Origin of the sequence: Bifidobacterium sp. B4111 (assembly GCF_026537235.1) — a bacterium.
Classification (GTDB): Bacteria; Actinomycetota; Actinomycetes; order Actinomycetales; family Bifidobacteriaceae; genus Bombiscardovia.
Map to the genome: position 1 here is coordinate 574,523 of NZ_JAFNMO010000001.1, position 18,114 is coordinate 592,636.

The 18,114-nt window shown below is 63.8% G+C and carries 14 protein-coding genes and 1 tRNA gene; 12 read left to right on the forward strand and 3 right to left on the reverse strand.

The features are described 5' to 3' along the window. Positions 1-8: 8 nt before the first annotated feature. The 11 genes from J3T93_RS02665 (at position 9) to J3T93_RS02715 (ending at position 12,992) form a co-directional block, all read left to right on the forward strand. Positions 9-3,215 carry a UPF0182 family protein gene (locus J3T93_RS02665; protein ID WP_267430432.1) on the forward strand — a complete coding sequence of 1,069 codons (3,207 nt, stop codon included), beginning with the start codon at positions 9-11 and terminating at the stop codon, positions 3,213-3,215. Next, positions 3,212-3,742, forward strand: coding sequence for a GNAT family N-acetyltransferase (locus J3T93_RS02670; RefSeq protein WP_267430433.1), 531 nt, complete (start codon positions 3,212-3,214; stop codon positions 3,740-3,742). The genes J3T93_RS02665 and J3T93_RS02670 overlap by 4 nt, the downstream gene beginning before the upstream one ends. A 40-nt stretch (positions 3,743-3,782) precedes the next feature. Beyond that, complete coding sequence (gene pth, locus J3T93_RS02675) at positions 3,783-4,382, forward strand: aminoacyl-tRNA hydrolase (protein WP_267430434.1); 600 nt, start codon at positions 3,783-3,785, stop codon at positions 4,380-4,382. Continuing rightward, a complete protein-coding gene (gene mfd / locus J3T93_RS02680) occupies positions 4,372-7,995 on the forward strand; it encodes a transcription-repair coupling factor (protein WP_267430435.1) in 3,624 nt (1,207 codons plus the stop codon). Before pth ends, mfd begins: the two co-directional genes overlap by 11 nt. Positions 7,996-8,038: 43 nt before the next feature. Further along, a complete protein-coding gene (gene eno, locus J3T93_RS02685; RefSeq protein ID WP_220235973.1) occupies positions 8,039-9,334 on the forward strand; it encodes a phosphopyruvate hydratase in 1,296 nt (431 codons plus the stop codon). A gap of 95 nt (positions 9,335-9,429) precedes the next feature. Beyond that, positions 9,430-10,014: an FtsB family cell division protein gene (locus J3T93_RS02690; protein ID WP_220235972.1), complete on the forward strand. Its 585-nt coding sequence runs from the start codon at positions 9,430-9,432 to the stop codon at positions 10,012-10,014. A gap of 181 nt (positions 10,015-10,195) precedes the next feature. Next, positions 10,196-10,786 (forward strand): DUF501 domain-containing protein, encoded by a 591-nt coding sequence (locus tag J3T93_RS02695; RefSeq protein ID WP_258561601.1) that lies wholly within the window; start codon positions 10,196-10,198, stop codon positions 10,784-10,786. Between the two features lie 11 nt (positions 10,787-10,797). Beyond that, positions 10,798-11,799 carry a Ppx/GppA phosphatase family protein gene (locus J3T93_RS02700; protein WP_267430436.1) on the forward strand — a complete coding sequence of 334 codons (1,002 nt, stop codon included), beginning with the start codon at positions 10,798-10,800 and terminating at the stop codon, positions 11,797-11,799. Between the two features lie 24 nt (positions 11,800-11,823). Further along, positions 11,824-11,909: transfer RNA gene (locus J3T93_RS02705), tRNA-Leu, on the forward strand. Between the two features lie 90 nt (positions 11,910-11,999). Next, positions 12,000-12,407 carry an FKBP-type peptidyl-prolyl cis-trans isomerase gene (locus J3T93_RS02710; protein WP_220235969.1) on the forward strand — a complete coding sequence of 136 codons (408 nt, stop codon included), beginning with the start codon at positions 12,000-12,002 and terminating at the stop codon, positions 12,405-12,407. A 105-nt stretch (positions 12,408-12,512) separates the two neighbouring features. After that, on the forward strand, positions 12,513-12,992 hold the full coding sequence (locus tag J3T93_RS02715; RefSeq protein WP_267399777.1) for a GreA/GreB family elongation factor: 480 nt from the start codon (positions 12,513-12,515) through the stop codon (positions 12,990-12,992). A gap of 123 nt (positions 12,993-13,115) precedes the next feature. On the opposite strand, the gene trhA is transcribed toward J3T93_RS02715, so the two are convergent. Beyond that, entirely contained in the window at positions 13,116-14,036 is a 921-nt protein-coding gene (gene trhA, locus J3T93_RS02720; RefSeq protein ID WP_267430437.1) for a PAQR family membrane homeostasis protein TrhA, read from the reverse strand. Between the two features lie 168 nt (positions 14,037-14,204). Between trhA and J3T93_RS02725 the strand changes: the two genes are divergently transcribed. After that, positions 14,205-15,692 carry a sensor histidine kinase gene (locus J3T93_RS02725; protein WP_267430438.1) on the forward strand — a complete coding sequence of 496 codons (1,488 nt, stop codon included), beginning with the start codon at positions 14,205-14,207 and terminating at the stop codon, positions 15,690-15,692. A gap of 81 nt (positions 15,693-15,773) precedes the next feature. Here the strand turns inward: J3T93_RS02725 and J3T93_RS02730 are convergent, their stop codons facing one another. Further along, on the reverse strand, positions 15,774-16,052 hold the full coding sequence (locus tag J3T93_RS02730; RefSeq protein ID WP_015021978.1) for a WhiB family transcriptional regulator: 279 nt from the start codon (positions 16,050-16,052) through the stop codon (positions 15,774-15,776). Positions 16,053-16,130: 78 nt separating this feature from the next. Beyond that, positions 16,131-18,083, reverse strand: a complete 1,953-nt coding sequence (locus J3T93_RS02735; RefSeq protein WP_267430439.1) for an FtsK/SpoIIIE domain-containing protein — start codon at positions 18,081-18,083, stop codon at positions 16,131-16,133. Between the last annotated feature and the right edge of the window lie 31 nt (positions 18,084-18,114).

Here is an 18,114-nt window from a genome sequence, read left to right on the forward strand (position 1 = left end):
GTAGGTACATGTCATTCTTTGATTTCTTCGGTTCCATGTTCGACCCTGAGGGCGGTCCAGGCGGACCAGGCCGGCGTCGCAATGACGACGACCCGGTCATCCTGCATGTGCAGACCGATGGGGAGGGTCCCGGCCAAGGGGGCGGCAGCACGCCCCGTTTCCGCTTCGCCGGACCAGGTGACCCCCGGCTGACCTCCCGCAAGAAGGACAGTAACGGACCTTCCCGGGGCATGCGGATTCTGGCCGTGGTTGTCGCTGTCGTCCTGGTCGTCCTCCTGCTCCTGTTCGGGCTCAGTCGCTTCATCACCGATGTCATGTGGTTCTCCCAGTTGGGGGCGGCACGGATTGTCTGGACCCAGCTGGGTATCAAGGTGGGCCTGTGGCTGGCCTACGCCCTGCTGCTGGCCGCGGTGACCCTGTTCTCGGCCTTCCTGGCCATCCGCAGCCGTCCCGATTCGCCCGACGGGTCCACCATCAGGGTCAGGGGCGATCTGATCGAAGTCGGCAAGGGGGTCTCTTCACGCAAGGCGCTTAAGGTGGCCGCGGTGGTCTCCCTGGTCGTCGGTGTTTTCTTTGGCTTCCAGTTCAACGCCGACTGGAAGCAGGTGCTCCTGCTCTTCAACGCCCAGTCCTTCGGGGTGCGCGATCCCCAGTTCGGCTTGGATAACGGCTTTTATGTCTTCATCCTGCCCGGGCTGCGGCTGCTGGTCTCCTCCCTGCTGATGATGCTGCTGGCGGCCACGGTCTTCAGCCTGGTCACCAACTTCCTCATGGGCGGGATCCGGCTGACCATGCCCGTGCAGGGCCGCGGCATTCTGGAGATGACCCGTGCCGCCCGCAGGCAGGTAGCCGTCTGGCTGGTCCTGTTCATGCTGGTATGGGCCGGCGATACGGCCTTGGGCGTCTTCGGCAGGCTGACCGAGGAGGGCGATCGGATCACCGGCGCCTCCTACACCTCGGTCAAGGCGGCCATTCCCGTGACCCTGATTATGGCCGTGGTCATGGCCCTGCTGGGCATTATCCTGGCTGTCTGGATTCTGCGCTCGCCCACCCTGGAACCCGGCCGTGTCCATGCAGGATCGCTGGGGTCGGCCGTCAAGCAGTGGCGGGTTCCCGTCCTGGCTGTGGCCGTCACCATTGTGCTGTCCCTGCTGCTGACCGTCTTCTGGCCGGCACTGGTCCAGCGCTTCCGGGTCAACCCCAACGCTCAGGAGATGGAGTCCGCCTACATCCAGCGCAACATCACCGCCACCGCCCAGGCCTATGGGCTGGACAGGCTGAAGACCGAGGCCTATGACGCCACCACCGAGGTCCAGTCAGGCGCCCTTTCCCGGGATGCAGAGACCACCGCACAGATTCGTCTGCTGGATCCCCAGGTGGTTTCGCCCACCTTCCGGCAGCTGCAACAGTCCAAGCAGTACTACACCTTCGAGGACACCCTGGCCGTCGACAAGTACGACATCGACGGGGTCAGCCAGGATACGGTCATCGGCGCTCGCGAGCTGGACCTGGAGGGCAACGACAACCGCAACTGGGTCAACGACCACACGGTCTTCACCCACGGCTACGGCATTGTGGCCGCCTACGGCAACAAGGTCACCCCGGACGGGCAGCCCGAGTTCTTCGAGCAGGACATCCCCACCAGGGGCAAGCTGACAAGCAGCCAGCACTACGAGCCGCGAATCTACTTCTCGCCCAACGCGCCCGAGTACTCCATCGTCGGCGCGCCCCAGGGCTCCTCAGGCTGGGAATTCGACTATCCCACCGGCTCCAAGGGAGCCACCAACACCTTCAAGGGCAACGGCGGCCCCTCGGTGGGCAACTTCCTGGCCCGGGTCCTCTACGCCATCCGATTTGGATCCGACCAGATCCTCTTCTCGGACCGCGTCACGCCCGACTCGCAGATCCTCTACAACCGCTCGCCCAAGGAGCGCGTGGCCCAGATCGCCCCCTATCTGACCCTGGACGGACGCGTCTATCCGGCTGTGGTTGATGGACGGGTCAAGTGGATCGTCGACGGCTACACCACCTCTGATGCCTACCCCTACTCCCAGAAGGTGGATCTGGGTCCCATCACCCAGGACACGACCACCCTGAGCTCGGAGGCCGTCAAGGGCCTGGGTTCCCAGAAGGCCAACTACATCCGCAATTCCGTCAAGGCCACGGTCGATGCCTATGACGGCTCGGTGGACCTCTATGCCTGGGATGCCAAGGATCCGGTGCTCAAGGCTTGGCAGAAGGTCTTCCCCGGCCAGTTCAAGCCGCTCTCATCCATCTCGGGCGACCTGATGAGCCACATGCGTTACCCGGAGAGCCTGTTCAAGGTGCAGCGCCAGCTCCTGTCCCAGTACCACGTCAACTCGGCCAGCCAGTTCTTCTCTGGCGAAGACTTCTGGCAGACCCCCGTGGATCCGACCGGAACCAGCAAGGAGCAGAAGGCCGGGGTCAAGCAGCCTCCCTACTATCTGACCCTGCAGACGCCGGGGACTGACAAGCCCGCCTTCTCGCTGACCTCCACCTTCATCCCCGCAGGCACCTCCACCAGGGAGATTCTGACCGGGTTCCTGTCTGTGGATTCCGACGCCGGGTCGACCAAGGGGGTGATAGGCCCGGACTACGGGACCATCCGGCTGATGGAGCTGCCCAAGAATTCCAATGTGCCCGGCCCAGGGCAGGCTCAGAACAACTTCAACTCGGATGCCGCGGTCTCCACCGAGCTCAACCTGCTCCAGTCCGGGTCCACCAAGGTCAAACGTGGCAACCTGCTGACCCTGCCCATAGGCGGCGGACTGATCTACATCCAGCCGGTCTACGTCCAGTCCAGCGGCGCCACCAGCTTCCCCCTGCTCAAGCGGGTTTTGGTGGCCTTCGGAGACAAGGTCTCTTCCTCGGCCACACTGGATGCTGCTCTTGACAAGACCTTCCAGGGCAACTCGGGTGCGTCGGCCGGCGATGCCGACAACACCGGACGCACCAAATCTGATGCTGATCAGAGCGACCAATCCGGTAAAGCCCCGGATAAGACCGCCGGCTCCGGTGGGGCGTCGGCCACAGCAGGACAGGCCCTGAAACAGGCCTTGGACAAGGCCAACCAGGCCATGAGTGACGGCGATGCCGCCCTGAAGAAGGGCGACTTCAGCGCCTACGGCGAGGCGCAGAACCGTCTGCGCGAAGCCCTCAAGGAAGCCTCCGACCAGGAGGGTGGCAACAGGTGAGCGCCACCCGGCGCATCCGGCTCTGCCGCCGCGGGGACCTGGAGGCGGTCACCGCCATCTACAACCAGGCCGTCATGGATGGCGGTTCCACGGCGGATACGGCCCCGGTCAGCCTGGATCAGCGCCTGCAATGGTGGCTGGACCACGATCCTGACCAGGGCCATCCGGTCCTGGTTCTGGAGCAGGAGAGCAAGGTGCTGGCCTTCGGCTCCCTGTCGGCCTACTACGATCGGCCCGGCTACCAGGAGACCTGCGAGCTGAGCTATTACGTGGATCGTGGCAGCCGTGGACGCGGCCTGGGCGTCCTGATGGTTTATTCGCTTCTGGAGCGCGCCCAGCAGGTGGGCATGCGTCTGGCCGTGGCCATCATCTTCGATGACAATACGGCCTCCAAGGCCCTGCTGCACCGCTTCGGATTCAGCCGCTTCGGCCTCCTGCCCCAGGCCGCCTGGGACCGGTTCGTCCTGCATGACGTCTCCTACTGGAGCCTGTCCCTTGAGCGAAACGGGGTCGGGGAGCCTGTGTAGAATCTCACCGTCCCGTTTGAGAGCAGGAGGTATCACCTACATGGCATCCGATTTCTGGCTGATAGCCGGACTGGGCAACCCGGGTGACGAGTACAAGGGCACCAGGCACAACATGGGCTTCATGTGCGCCGATCTGCTGGCTGAACGCTGGTCGGTCAACCTGCGCGACCACAAAGGTCTGGCCCAGCTGGGCCGTGGCACCCTGGATCTTGACGGACGCCGCACACCCTTCTTCCTGGCCAAGCCGTTGACCTTCATGAACGACTCCGGCGATGCCCTGGCCTCCATCTGCTCTTATTACCACATACCAGTTGGCCGGGTAGTGGTCATCCATGACGATATGGACTTGGAATTCGGCCGGATCAAGGTCAAGACTGGCGGGTCCTCTGGCGGGCACAACGGCATCCGTTCCATAGACCGCTCCCTGGGCAGCAATGCCTACGCCCGGGTCCGCATGGGTGTAGGGCATGCCCGGAGAGGTCCCGATGCCCACCGCCGCACTGTGGACTGGGTTCTGGGCACCTTTGTCGGCGATCAGCGCAAGCGTCTGCCCGAGTTCCTGGCCGACGGCGCGGATGCCGCGGAAACCGTGATCATCAAGGGTCTCAGCCAGGCTCAGGAGCAGTTCAATGGTCGATGAGCATACCCAGACAGGGCAGGGGGCCAGCAAGAATGCGGAGCCCCAGGAATCGCTGAACGGGTCCCTGCGTCCCCTCCTGGACGCCCTGCAGGCGGATGCTGCTTTCAATAGATTGGTCCATGGAGACTCCCAGCCTGCGGCTGACACCGACACCTCCCTCATGGTCCAGGCTCCCCAGGGGATCAGACCAGCCCTGGTCGCCGCAGCGGCCGGACGTGGCCCGGTCGTCCTGGTGGTCCCCTCCGAGCGTGACGCCCAGGAGATGACCGGCGCCATCCGCTCCTGGTATGAGGGCGACCCGCGTGATGTGGCCCTGCTGCGCTCCTGGGAGACCCTGCCTCACGAGCGGCTCTCACCCCGGGCAGACACCGTGGCCTCGCGGATGGCCGTCTTCAGGCGGCTGGTCCACCCGGTAGAGGATGACCCTGATTTCGGCCCCATCCGCATCCTGGTCATGCCTGTGCGCTCCCTCCTGCAGCCGGTGGTCAAGGGTCTGCAGGATGTCGAGCCCCTGGTCTTCCTGCGCGGCCAGGACATGCCTTTGGACCAGGCAGTCGAAGCTCTGGTCCGCAACGCTTACACCCGTGTGGATCTGGTCATGGAGCGCGGCCAGTTCGCCGTCCGAGGCGGCATTCTGGATGTTTTCGTCCCCACTATGGCCCATCCGGTGCGCATCGAGTTCTTCGGAGACGAGGTGGACACTATCCGCAGCTTCCACGCCTCCGACCAGCGCACCTACGGCCCAGAGCTGGACCGGATCTGGGCGCCGCCCTGCCGCGAGCTGCAGCTGACTGACCAGGTCCGAACCCGTGCCCGCTCCCTGATCGGGAGCATCCCCAACGCCGACGACATGCTGGAGTCGATCGCCCAGGCCATTCCGGTAGAAGGCATGGAATCCCTCCTGCCTGCCCTGGTCGACGATCTGGTGCCGGTAGGGTCCATGCTGCCCGAGGACGCTCTGGTTCTGCTGTCGGAACCACAGCTGCTGGCCCGCTCCGCCCAGGACCTGGTCAAGACCGCCAACGAGTTCCTGGCCGCCAGCTGGCATGTGGCAGCCTCCGGGCAGGGCTCGGGCGCGCCCATCAGCTTCGACAGTGCCAGCTTCCTGGACTACGACGAGGTCATCTCATCCCTGGAATACCGCAAGGGGGAGGTCTGGAAGCTGACCGACCTGTCGGTGGATCCGGACCAGGAAGGGGCTGAGCGTCTGGATGCCCTGGCACCGGACCAGTACCGCGGAGACGAGGATCGGGCCGCCTCAGGCATCGCCTCCCTGTTGGAGCGAGGCGACCGGGTCGTGGTCACCGCTCCGGCCCAGGGGACGCTGAGTCGTCTGCGTCGGGCCGTGCAGACCACAGGCATCACCGGCTTGGAGTACCACCGCTCCCTGGCTGTGGACGGTTTCGTGGACCAGTCCGCCCATCTGGCCCTGCTGACCGAGCGCGACCTGACGGGGCGCACCAGTGTGGCCGCCGGCAGCAAGACCTCCAACCGCCGGCGCAAGGCCATCGACCTGGATGAGCTCAAGCCCGGCGACTACGTGGTCCACGATCAGCACGGCATCGGCCGCTTCCTGGGCATGCGCCAGCGCAGCGTGGGCGTAGGTCCCAGCAAGGGCAGCCGGGAGTATCTGGTCCTGGAGTACGCACCCTCCAAGCGCAACGCCCCGCCAGACAAGCTCTTCGTGCCGGCCGACCAGTTGGATCAGGTCAGCCGCTACATCGGCGCCGAGGTTCCGAGGCTCAACAAGCTGGGCGGATCCGACTGGTCGGCCACCAAGGCCAAGGCCCGCAAGCATGTTCACAAGATCGCCCAGGGCCTGGTCAAGCTCTACTCGGCCCGGCAGCGCACCAAGGGCTTCGCCTTCAGTCCTGACACCCCCTGGCAGAAAGAGCTGGAGGATGCCTTCCCCTACCAGGAGACGCCCGACCAGCTGACCGCTATCGACGATGTCAAGGCTGACATGGAGAAGCCAGTGCCCATGGACCGCCTGATCTGCGGGGATGTGGGCTTCGGCAAGACCGAGGTAGCCATTCGTGCCGCCTTCAAGGCTGTTCAGGATGGCAAGCAGGTGGTGGTTCTGGTGCCCACGACCCTGCTGGTTCAGCAGCACTACCAGACCTTCACCGAGCGCTTCGAGGGCTTCCCGGTGGACGTGGCCGCCATGAGCCGCTTCCAGACCGCCAAGGAGAACCAGGCCACCATGGAGGGCCTGGCCAGTGGGGCCGTGGACGTGGTCATCGGCACCCACAAGCTGCTCAACCCCCGCATCCGCTTCAAGGATCTGGGTCTGATGATCGTGGACGAGGAGCAGCGCTTCGGCGTGGAGGCCAAGGAGACCCTCAAGGCTATGCGGACCAATGTGGACGTCCTGTCCCTGTCGGCTACGCCAATCCCTCGCACCCTGGAGATGGCGGTGACCGGCATCCGGGAGATGTCCACCCTTGCTACGCCCCCCGAGGACCGTCTGCCGGTGCTTACCTATGTGGGTGCCTACGAGGACGCCCAGGTGACCGCAGCCATTCGCCGCGAACTCCTGCGCGGGGGACAGATCTTCTACATACACAACCGGGTCGAGGACATCGGCAAGGTCTCGGCCAAGGTGCAGACCCTGGTCCCCGAGGCCAAGGTGGGCGTGGCCCACGGCAAGATGGGGGAGAAGCAGCTGGACGGGGTCATCCGCGACTTCTGGCACCGGGACATCGATGTGCTGGTCTGCACCACCATCGTCGAGACCGGCCTGGATATTCCCAACGCCAACACGCTGATCGTGGACCGGGCCGACCGTTTCGGGCTCTCCCAGCTTCACCAGCTGCGGGGCCGGGTGGGACGAGGTCGGGAACGGGCTTACGCCTACTTCCTCTATGACCCCAGCAGGCCCATGACCCAGACCGCCCACGACCGGCTAGCCACCATCGCCCAGAACACGGCGCTGGGTTCCGGCTACGACGTGGCCATGAAGGACCTGGAGCTGCGCGGCACCGGCAACCTGCTGGGAGACGAGCAGTCCGGCCACATCGAAGGGGTCGGCTTCGACCTTTACGTGCGTATGGTCTCCGAGGCGGTGGAGGAGTACAAGGAACCCGGACGGACCGAACCTGTCACCGTCAGCATCGACCTGCCCCTGGAGGCCTCCATTCCAGTCGACTACATAGACTCGGACAAGTTGCGTCTTGAGGCCTACCGCAAGCTGGCCTCGGCCCGCAACGAGCAGGATCTGCGCGACCTGCACGAGGAACTGACCGATCGGTATGGGCGTCCGCCGGCCCAGTTCGACACCCTTTTCGCTGTGGCCCGGCTTCGGGCCAAGGCTCGTTCGACGGGCATAGCGGAGATCGCCTCCCAGGGCTCCAGAGTGCGGATCAGGCCTGTGGCCATGCCCGACTCCCTCCAGGCCAGGATTGCTCGCATCTACAAGGGCAGCCAGTATCGACCGGTGACGCAGACACTGATGGTTCCCGCGCCATTTGCGGGGTCGCTGGGTTCGGGCCCCATGGATTCGGCGGCCATGACCGCCTGGGTGGACACCCTTCTGGACGACCTGGCCTGGGGGCTGCCCAAGTCCTCGGATCAGGGAACGCCGACGGGCAACGCACCGGTCCAACAAAACTAGTATCCTGTAAGAGACATCACAACAACTTATTGAAGGAGCAGTTGTGGCAGCAATTGAAAGCGTGTTCGCGCGCGAAATTCTTGATTCCCGTGGCAACCCGACCGTCGAGGTCGTTCTGCAGACCGAGGACGGCGCCGAGGGGCGCGGTCTGGTTCCCTCCGGCGCTTCCACCGGCGAGGCCGAGGCCTGGGAGCGTCGGGACGGCGACAAGAAGCGTTATCAGGGCAAAGGTGTCCTGGATGCCGTCAAGGCGGTCAATGAGACCATCGCTCCCAATGTCATCGGTATGGACGCCACCGATCAGCGCGCTCTGGACGAGACCATGATTGATCTGGACGGCACCCCCAACAAAGGCAAGCTGGGTGCCAACGCCATTCTGGGCGTCTCATTGGCTGCGCTTTATGCGGCTGCCGAGTCCGCCGAGCTGCCTCTTTACCGTTACTTGGGCGGCACCAACGGCCATATTCTGCCTGTGCCCAACATGAACATCATGAACGGCGGCGCCCACGCTGACTTCGCCACGGACATCCAGGAGTACATGATCTCCCCCTACGGCTTCGAATCCTACCGGGAGGCCCTGCGCGCCGGCGTCGAGGTCTACCACACCCTCAAAGGCATCCTGAAGAAGGACGGACACGAGACCGGCCTGGGCGACGAGGGCGGCTTTGCCCCCAAGATGAAGTCCAACGAGGACTCCTTGAAGTACATTGTCGACGCCATTCAGGCTGCCGGCTACGAGCCCGGCAAGCAGATCGGCCTCTGCCTGGACGTGGCCTCCTCGGAGTTCTACAACAAGGACACTGACAAGTACCACTTCGACGGCGAGGACCGCGACGCCGACTACATGCTGGACTACTACCAGGGTCTGGTCGAGAAGTACCCGCTGGTCTCCATCGAGGATCCCTTCGCTGAGGAGGACTGGGGCGCCTGGCAGAAGATCACCGCCGCCATGGGCGACCGCCTGCAGTTCGTGGGCGATGATCTGCTGGTGACCAACCCTAAGAGGCTGCAGAAGGGCATCGACCTGAAGGCCGCCAACTCCCTGCTGGTCAAGCTCAACCAGATCGGCACCGTGACCGAGACCCTGGACGCCATCGAGCTGGCCACTGCAAACGGGTTCACCTCCATGGTTTCCCACCGTTCCGGCGAGACCTCTGACACCACTATTGCAGACCTGGCTGTGGCCAAGAACACCCGCCAGATCAAGACCGGTGCTCCGGCCCGTGGCGAGCGCATCGCCAAGTACAACCGGCTGCTGGAGATCGAGGAGGAGCTTGGTTCCACCGCTGAGTACGCCGGATACAGCGCCTTCAAGGCCTGCAAGAAGTACACTAAGTAAGGCCTTGCCAGTCGGGCCGGACCTCTTGCAGGTTTTGACGCGACTGTAGAGTCTTTCACCCGTGGCGGTCCGCGTCGGCTGCCGCGGGTATTTTTATGGGTATGGCCAAGAACAAACGTGGCGGCGGCGACCGGCGGACGAGCAGGCGGTCGTCGGGACCCATCACCTTCTTTGTGGCGATCATCATCGTGGCCCTGGGACTGATCCAGCTGGTCTCCACCTTCCATGCCTATGCCATCAATCTTTCCGAGCTCAACGGCCTGCGCAACCAGCAGGCCCAGCTTGTCGAGCACAAGCGCGACCTGGAGAACCAAATCCGGCGCTGGGACGACAAGGCCTATGTGACTGCCCAGGCCCGTGACCGTCTGGGATTCGTCTTCCCCGACGAGGAGGCTATCCGGGTCCTGCACCCGGAGGCAGTCACTGGAGGCAAGGACAAGGACCAGGCCGGAAGCAGGGGAGTTCGGGCCCCGAGGAAGAATTCTCTGCCCTGGTATCAGGAGATGGCGTACTCCTTTGCCAAGGCCGATCAGAACTCGGCTGCCAATGGGAGCAAGGGGAGCACAGGCCAGCAACATGGCGACGGAACCAGTCCGAACGAATCTGCTAGTCCGTCTGGTTCAAGCAGTCCAGGTGGCTCTGAGGGCTCCTCCTCATCCGAGGACGGGGGAGGGCAGTGAACTCCGAAGGTTGGGATTTCGTCGTGCCAACTGTTAATGAACTCAGCAGCAGGGAACAATCAGGAAAGATGAGGACAGCGTGATCAAGGCCCAGGAAAGGCCCCAGGCAGCAGTGGAATCTCGAGCCGCAGTCAAGCTCTGGACCGAGCCTAGACTCTCCAACCTGGTTACTGACCGGGACCTGGTGGCGGTCAGCAATCGCGTCCAGGAGCTTCTGGCGACCCCGGCCACACCGGATCAGATAGCCGTCGTGAACAGCCAGCTCGGCCGCTACCCGCGGGGCATGGTGGCTGTGGGTGCCCGTTGCGTCTGTGGGAATCCGCTGGCTGTGGTCACTCGGCCCCAGCTGGAAGATGGCACACCCTTTCCGACCACCTGCTATCTGACCAGCCCCGAGGCCGTCAAGGCCGTCTCCCGGCTGGAGGCTGACGGCGTCATGGCCGACTGGAATGCCGAGCTGGGTTCGGATCCGGATCTGGCCAGCGCCTACCATAGGGCCCACGAGCTCTATCTGGTCTTCCGCTCTGCATTGGCCAAGCTGTTGGGCGACGACGAGGGGCACATCGCCGGAGTCTCGGCCGGTGGCATGCCCAAGCGGGTCAAGTGTCTGCATGCTCTGACCGCCCAGTCTCTGGTTATGGGTTCGGGGGTCAATCCCCTGGGCGACCGGGTCCTGGGGCTGGTGCGTCAGGCATTCGACCCGCAGGTCTGCCGGTGTGCCCAGCCTTGGACTGAGACATCCGGGCAAGAGAACTGGCAGGGAAACCAATGAAAGGGGCTTCCATGGATCAGGTGACAGTGGCGGGCGTGGACTGCGGCACCAACTCTATACGTCTGCTGATAGCCCAGGTGGACTGCCAGGGACTCCATCCGGTGGCTCCCAGGCTGATGCGGGTCATCCGGTTGGGGGAGGGCGTGGACCGTAACCGCCGTTTCGCTGACCAGGCCCTGGAGCGCACCTTTGAGGCATGTCGGATCTTCGCCCAGCAGCTGCAGGAGCACCCGGTGGATGGCCTGCGCTTTGTGGCCACGTCAGCCACCAGGGATGTCGATAACCGCGAAAGTTTCGAGGAAGGGGTGCGTTCCATATTAGGAGTTATGCCCGAGGTTATCAGCGGCTCCCAGGAGGCCTCGCTAAGTTTTCTGGGCGCGGTCAGCGTTCTGGAGCAGCGGGTCAGCGCCGACATGCCTCCTGCACCCTACTTGGTGGTCGATCTGGGTGGTGGCTCCACCGAGCTGGTCCTGGGCGGGGACGGGAGATATCTGCCTGTTGACCAAGTCAGAGCCTCCTACTCCATGAACATCGGATCCGTTCGGATGACCGAGCGCCATCTGCTGGACGATCCGCCCACCCAGGAGCAGATCAACCAGGCGCTTGAGGATGTCGACTGCTGGATCGACCGGGCCTTCGGCCAGGTCCCTGTGGCCAGGGTAGGCAGTGTGATCGGGGTCTCCGGCACGGTCACCACCATGAGCGCCCTGGCCCTGGGATGCCCGGTATACGATCGCCATGCCGTCGATGGCCAGTCCATTTCGGTCGATGCGGCCCGCAGGGTTGACAACCAGGTGCTGAACATGAGCCGTCAGGAGCGTCGGGAGCTCAAAGCCATCCATCCCGGGCGTGTGGATGTGATCGGCGGCGGCGCCCTGATCTGGAGCCGTCTGCTGGAGCGACTAGGCGAGGTCAGCCCGAGTGCACTGGCTTCTGGAACCTATGTGGCCAGCGAGCACGGCCTCTTGGATGGCCTGGTCCTGGACTACGGTCGGACCCTCCTGCGCGAATGATATAATAAGGCGCTATGGGTTACGGCCCCGGTGGCGAAATGGTATACGCATCGGACTTAAAATCCGCCGCCTTCACCGGCTTGTGGGTTCGATTCCCACCCGGGGCACCAAGGCCTCGTCGGCTTGGACGGCAGTGTTGCAACTTGTCACCCGGCCGACGAACCGATACTCTGGTACGCAAGAAAACCAAAGGAGTTGTCATGAGTGACCGATCCATGCCCGAGGTGAACGCCGAATTCGGCGCCACGCCGACCATAACCTTCCATGGTCCTGCGCCCAGCGGGCTACGCGCCGTGGAACTGGTCGAGGGGGATGGGCCTGTCGTCCACAAGGGCGATACTGTCACCGTCAACTATCACGGCGTCGTTTGGGGTTCGGACCAGGTCTTCGACTCGAGCTTTCAGCGTCATCAGCCGGCCAGCTTCGGCATCGGCGTCGGGCAGGTCATTCGTGGCTGGGACCAGACGGTGCCCGGTCATAACGTGGGGTCCAGGTTGGTGGTCTCCATTCCGCCGGAGTACGGATATGGTCGTCAGGGGATGCCCCAGGCGGGCATCGGCGGCAACGATACTCTAGTCTTCGTGATCGACATTATATCGACACGGTAGACAAGGGTCTCCAGGCGCCGGTGAGGGCCGGCGCCTTTTTCATACTCTTGACTTTGCAGTCCAGGTCGGGCCACGAGACAAGTGCATCAAATAAGGAGGAATCACATGGCTGAGGAAAAGACGATTCTGCTGACACAGGCCGCTTACGACAAGTTGAAGGAGGAGCTTGACCATCGTCAGGGCGAGTACCGCGACGAGATCACCGAACGCATTGCGGCGGCTCGGGCCGAGGGCGATCTGAGCGAGAACGGCGGCTATCAGGCTGCCCGCGAGGAGCAGGGCAAGAATGAGGGGCGGATCAACGAGCTGATCGTCAAGCTTCGCAACGCCAAGATCCTCAAGGCCCCCAAGGCGGGCACGGTGGGCAACGGCTCCCTGGTGACCCTGACCATGGCCGGCAACGAAATGGTCTATGTGCTGGGCTCCAGGGATCTGACCGTGGCCACCGAATATGACGTCATCAGCCCCGAGTCGCCCATCGGCGCGGCCCTGATGGGCGCCAAGAAGGGGCAGACTGTGACCTACAAGGCTCCCAATGGCAAGGACATTTCGGTCACCGTCAAGGATGCCCAGCCCCTCAAGTAGCGGGACGACCCCTCACCGTCCCAGCCCGGCTTGAATGAAGCCGCTCCCCGCCACGATCGACGGGGGCGGCTTCATCTATAAGCAGCTGCTTGATTCGTAAGGCAGTCGGACTGGCGAGCTTGCTCAGCGCAGGTTGCAGACCACCAGGTAGATGGCCACGATGTGGCAGGCGTAGCCGATGACCGTGCCGCAGTGGAAGATCTCATGGAAGCCGAATACCCGGGGCCAAGGGTCCGGCCGGCGCAGGCCGTAGACAATCGCACCCAGAATGTAGGCCAAGCCACCCGCCACAATCAGCCAAACGACAGGCGGACCGGCCATGGGGGAGTCCCAGAAGAGCTTCAGGAAGCCCACCCCCGAGACTCCGAAAACCACGTAGACCAGGGTGTAGAGCCAGCGGGGAGCATCGATCCAGAAGACGTGGACAATTATGGCCACCAGGCTGGCCCCCCACATGCCCAGGATGATGACCCGCCGCCAGAAAGGTTCCAGTGCGAAGGAAATAGGCGTGTAGGTGCCGGCGATGAGCAGGAAGATGTTGACGTGGTCCAGGCGGCGCAGCACGTCCGTGGTCCCCGGGGTCCAGTCACCCAGATGGTAGAGAGCCGAGTTGCCGAAGAGGGCCAGCGAGGCGACCATGAAGACTGCACATGCCAGCTTGAGGCCAGTGCCGTGGGCCAGGCAGATCAGTACGATGCCGGCAGCCAGGGCCAGGGGGGCGGCCACAGCGTGGATCCAGCCGCGCAGCAGGGGCTTGGGGCGACCGTGCACATCCAGACGGACCTTGCGCTCGATCTCCATGTCGGGGATTCCCTCGATCCGTGAGGCCTTGATCTCGGCTTTTGCCATGATCCTCGCAGCCTTGGCCTTGGCCTTGGCGCGCACTGCGTCTGCCCTGGCCTGCAGATGGGCCTCGTGAGCCACTTCCGCATCCCGGCGCAGGTAGGTCAGCTCCTGGCGGCGCTGCTGGCGGCGGCGTTCGAGTTCGGCATCGACCCCCTGATCCTCGGGCGGTCTGTCGTCCTCGTTGGTCCTGGTTGCCATGGCCCTCCCTTGGCCCCTTGACTGGTCCGGGTCTGTCGTGTCCGGTTGTCGGGGCGAAACATCCGTGAACCACCCTACCCCAGACCTATGCATTGGACGCGCATGTCACCATCGCCCTTGGCATGACCCGCCTGTCTGCTTCCGAGGGCTCTTTGTATGATGGAGTGCATGGCTGATTTTTCCGAGATTCTGGCATCATGCGACGACTGCAATGAGGAGGACCGCGAGTGGCTCCACCACCTGGTGGCCGACTGGCAGGTCATCGCCGATCTGAGCTTTGCCGACCTGCTGCTCTTGCTGCGCACCGGCGAGGGGGAGTTCACCGTGGCCGAGCAGTGCCGGCCCTCCACGGTCATGTCACTGCGCACCGAAGACGTGGTGGGGGAGCACTTCCCGGCTGATCGCCGCGAAGAGCTGGAGGTGGCCATGCAGTCCAAGGGGGTGTTGCGATCCAACAAGCTGCGCACCATCGGCCGTGCCACGGTCTGCGACGTCTATGCTCCTATCCGTCACCAGGGCAGGACCCTGGGTCTGGTGGTTCGCGAAACCAACATGGCCACCCGCGAGTCCAACGGCCGGTACGAGAGTGAGAGCATCAACGCGGGCAAGGAGCTCTTCGAGATGATCACCCGAGGCGAGTTCCCCTACGCGGATTCGGTGCTCAACCAGCGGCACAACGCCAGGGTGGCCGACGGTTTCTTTGTGCTGACGTCAAGCGGCGTGGTGCGTTACGCCTCGCCCAACGCCATCAGCTGCTTCCGCAGGCTGGGCTCGGTCGAGACCATGATCGGCCAGTACCTGAGCGAGATCGGCACCTCCCTGCTCAAGGAGAACGATCCCGTGCCCGACTCCCTGCCGTTGGTTCTGACGGGCAAGGCGGCCGTGGACTCTGAGCTGGACGCCAACGGGTCGGCCGTCTCCATGCGCTCCCTGCCCCTCTATGGCAAGCAGGGCAGGATTGGCGCCATCGTGCTCTGTCGGGATGTGACCGAACTGCGCCGCCGGGAGAAGGAGCTGCAGACCAAGGATGCCACCATCTCCGAGATCCACCACCGGGTCAAGAACAACCTCCAGGCCGTGTCGGCCCTGCTGCGGCTGCAGGCCAGGCGCACCAAGTCCGACGAGGTCCGCAAGGAGCTGGAGGAGGCCCAGCGACGGGTCCAGACCATCGCTGTGGTTCATGAGGGCCTCAGTCAGACCGCCGACGAGATTGTGGACTTCGACAAGGTGATCGCCAACCTGCTCAAGATGAGCGTGGACCTGGCCACCACCAGCGACCAGCACATCACCATCTCCTACGTGGGCAAGTTCGGGATGATGCCCGCCCAGGATGCCACACCCCTGTCCTTGGTGCTGACCGAACTGGTCAACAACGCGGTCGAGCACGGCTTCGAGGGCCGTGACGAGGGGCATATCACCATATCGGTGGGCCGGGGCGGCAACAATCTCAATGTGGTAGTCGAGGATGACGGCAACGGCTACAGCACCGAGTCGGATCAGGGCCAGGCTCGTTCCACCGGATCCGGGCTGGGCACGCAGATCATCAACACCTTCGTCACCAACGACTTCGGCGGCACGGTCAAGTGGGAGCCCCGCCGGGATGGCGGCACCCGGGTGGTCATCAACATCAAGCTGCGCGTGGCCCAGGACGTGTGATGCCAGGCACTTTTGAGAAAAAGAGAGGGGAGACGGCATCAAGCCATCGCCCCTCTCCTGTTTTGCGCAATCGGAAAGATGTCAGGACTGCATCTGCATGGCCTGGGACCTGCGCGCACGCATGGCCCTGCGCTTCAGAGCCCTGCGTTCGTCCTCGCTCAGTCCGCCCCAGACACCGTAATCCTGGTTGGTGTCCAGCGCGCACTTCAGACAGGCGTCAATGACCTTGCAGGTCCTGCAGACAGCCTTGGCCTCCTCGATCTGCTGATAGGCTGCACCGGTGTTGCCGACGGGGAAGAACAGCTCAGGGTCCTTGTCACGGCAAGCAGCCTTGGCGCGCCAATCAAACGCATTACTCATCTACCTAAGCCTCCAAGAAGTTTTTATCGATGCTTTTATCACTACCCTATGCAAGATAAGCACGATGAGTGACTTTTTTCAAGGGTTCATTTGTTTTACGGCTAAAGAGAACACCTGTAGCGGAATGGCGAGACCCGCTTCCAGAACCAGACACCGTCCGGGAATGGCGCTGGCCCGGGTGGGGAGGGTGGCCAGCTGATCGGCGGGGATGCCAGCTGCCAGATCGGCCCCCCGTTCGCCGCAGGGGAACACCAGACGACGGCTGAAACGCTCTGGTCTGTGCAGGGCGCTGGCCGTATCCACGGCCAGGATCACGGTGGTTCCCTCCTGTCCCAGAGCCTCCTGCAGAAGAGGGGCCAGGGGATCCCGACAAAGCGGATCCAGCAGATCCTGGGCATCGTCAAGAATCCAGACCAATGCACGGCTGCCATCCTGACGGCCTTGAGGCGGTGACGGCACCGGGCCGGGAAAGTCCCGGCTGCTGTAACCATGACCTGTTCGACGCGTGATGCGCAGGTCGAAGCTGGGCTCAGGTCGGGCTCCTGGCTTCATCAGGGTGAGCAGGGAACGCGCCAGCAGCGCCAGCAGGGTGCTCTTGCCCCGTCCTCGAGGTCCGATCAGGGCTGTATGACCGTTGAGTGGCAGGCGATAGAGATGGAGCAGAACCCCGTCGTCCATGTGTCCCAGAGGTATCTGAGGCCGTCCCGATTGCCAGAGGACCTGCCCGCAGGCCGGATCATGCTCTGGCAGGGGAGGGGAGAAAAGCGGTGCCGGCGGTCGGCTGCCGCAAAAGCGACTGGCCTTGACGATCTCGCCCACCAGGGCCTGCGGATCAGCTGATGGGCAGGTGCGGAAGGCCTGGGGACCCCGGCCCTGCTCCAGGAAGCCCAGACCTGGGCAGGCAGGGTCGATCGCCGTAGCACAGGAGGATCCCAGCAGCTCTCTGGACTGCAGGGGATCCCGCACCCGCAGACAGATGCCCAGGTTCATGTTGGCACGCATCTGGGCGCTGACCTGCCCCATGGTCTGCTGGGTGCAGGCCACCAGGTTCATACCCAGGGATCTGCCCTGAGAGGCCAGAGAGGTCAGTCTGTCCAGATAGTCAGGCAGAAGTTGGCGCAGGGCCTGGAACTCGTCAATGATCACCACCAGCCGTGCCGGTGGATCGGCCATACGGGCAGTGTCCTCAACCCCCGCTCTGGCGACCAGGCGCTGGCGGCGCTCCAATTCCCGTTGAAGGCCGTTCAGCGCGCGTACGGCCCGGTCCAGATCCAGATTGGTCACGCAGCCCACGGTGTGCGGCAGTCGGGCCAGCAGGCCAAAGCCGGCACCACCCTTGAAATCCAGCAGGACCAGATTGAGCCGGTCTGGCGGCTGACTGGCGGCCAGGGCCAGACACCAGGTCTGCAGAAAGACTGATTTGCCCGAACCTGTGGTGCCTGCCACCAGGGCGTGGGGTCCGTCGCGGGGCAGATCGATGACCAGCGGACCACGATCAGGGCGGATACCGATGACCGCCGGTGCCGACCTTCCTGATGCGGCAAGCCATGCGTGGACGATGCCCTGCCAGGGCAGACCTTGTGATCCTGAACGCCGTGACCCCAAGAGCCGGGACTCTAGCTGAGGGCCTGGGTTAGAGGCCAGTTGAGCCAGGTCCTGCAAGGTCTCGTTCTCTGTAGTCGTCGAGAGGGATGCACGATCCGATACTGTGCCGTACTTCAATTGTGCGCCTGCCGGTGGAGTGGACGATGATCGGCGATGCATTCGCAGCAGGCTCAGAAGCACCATGGCCAGGGTGCCCGTCAAGCTGGGCAGCAAGAGGAGGAGCAACATCCAGCGGCCCTGGCCTACTACGTACCAGATCATGCCTGCCTGGGCCAGGGCCGGAGCCGTCTGTGCAACCAGGGTCAGAATGACCTGGGCGCTTCCCCCTTTGGCCTTCTTCTCTTTGGAGCCGGCAGAGCGCCAATCGCCACCTGCAGCACCGCTCGGGTCTGTCGATATGGCTGCTGATGAATTGGCCTTGGTCATGCCCTCAGCATGAGCTGCCCGAGGCTGGAGC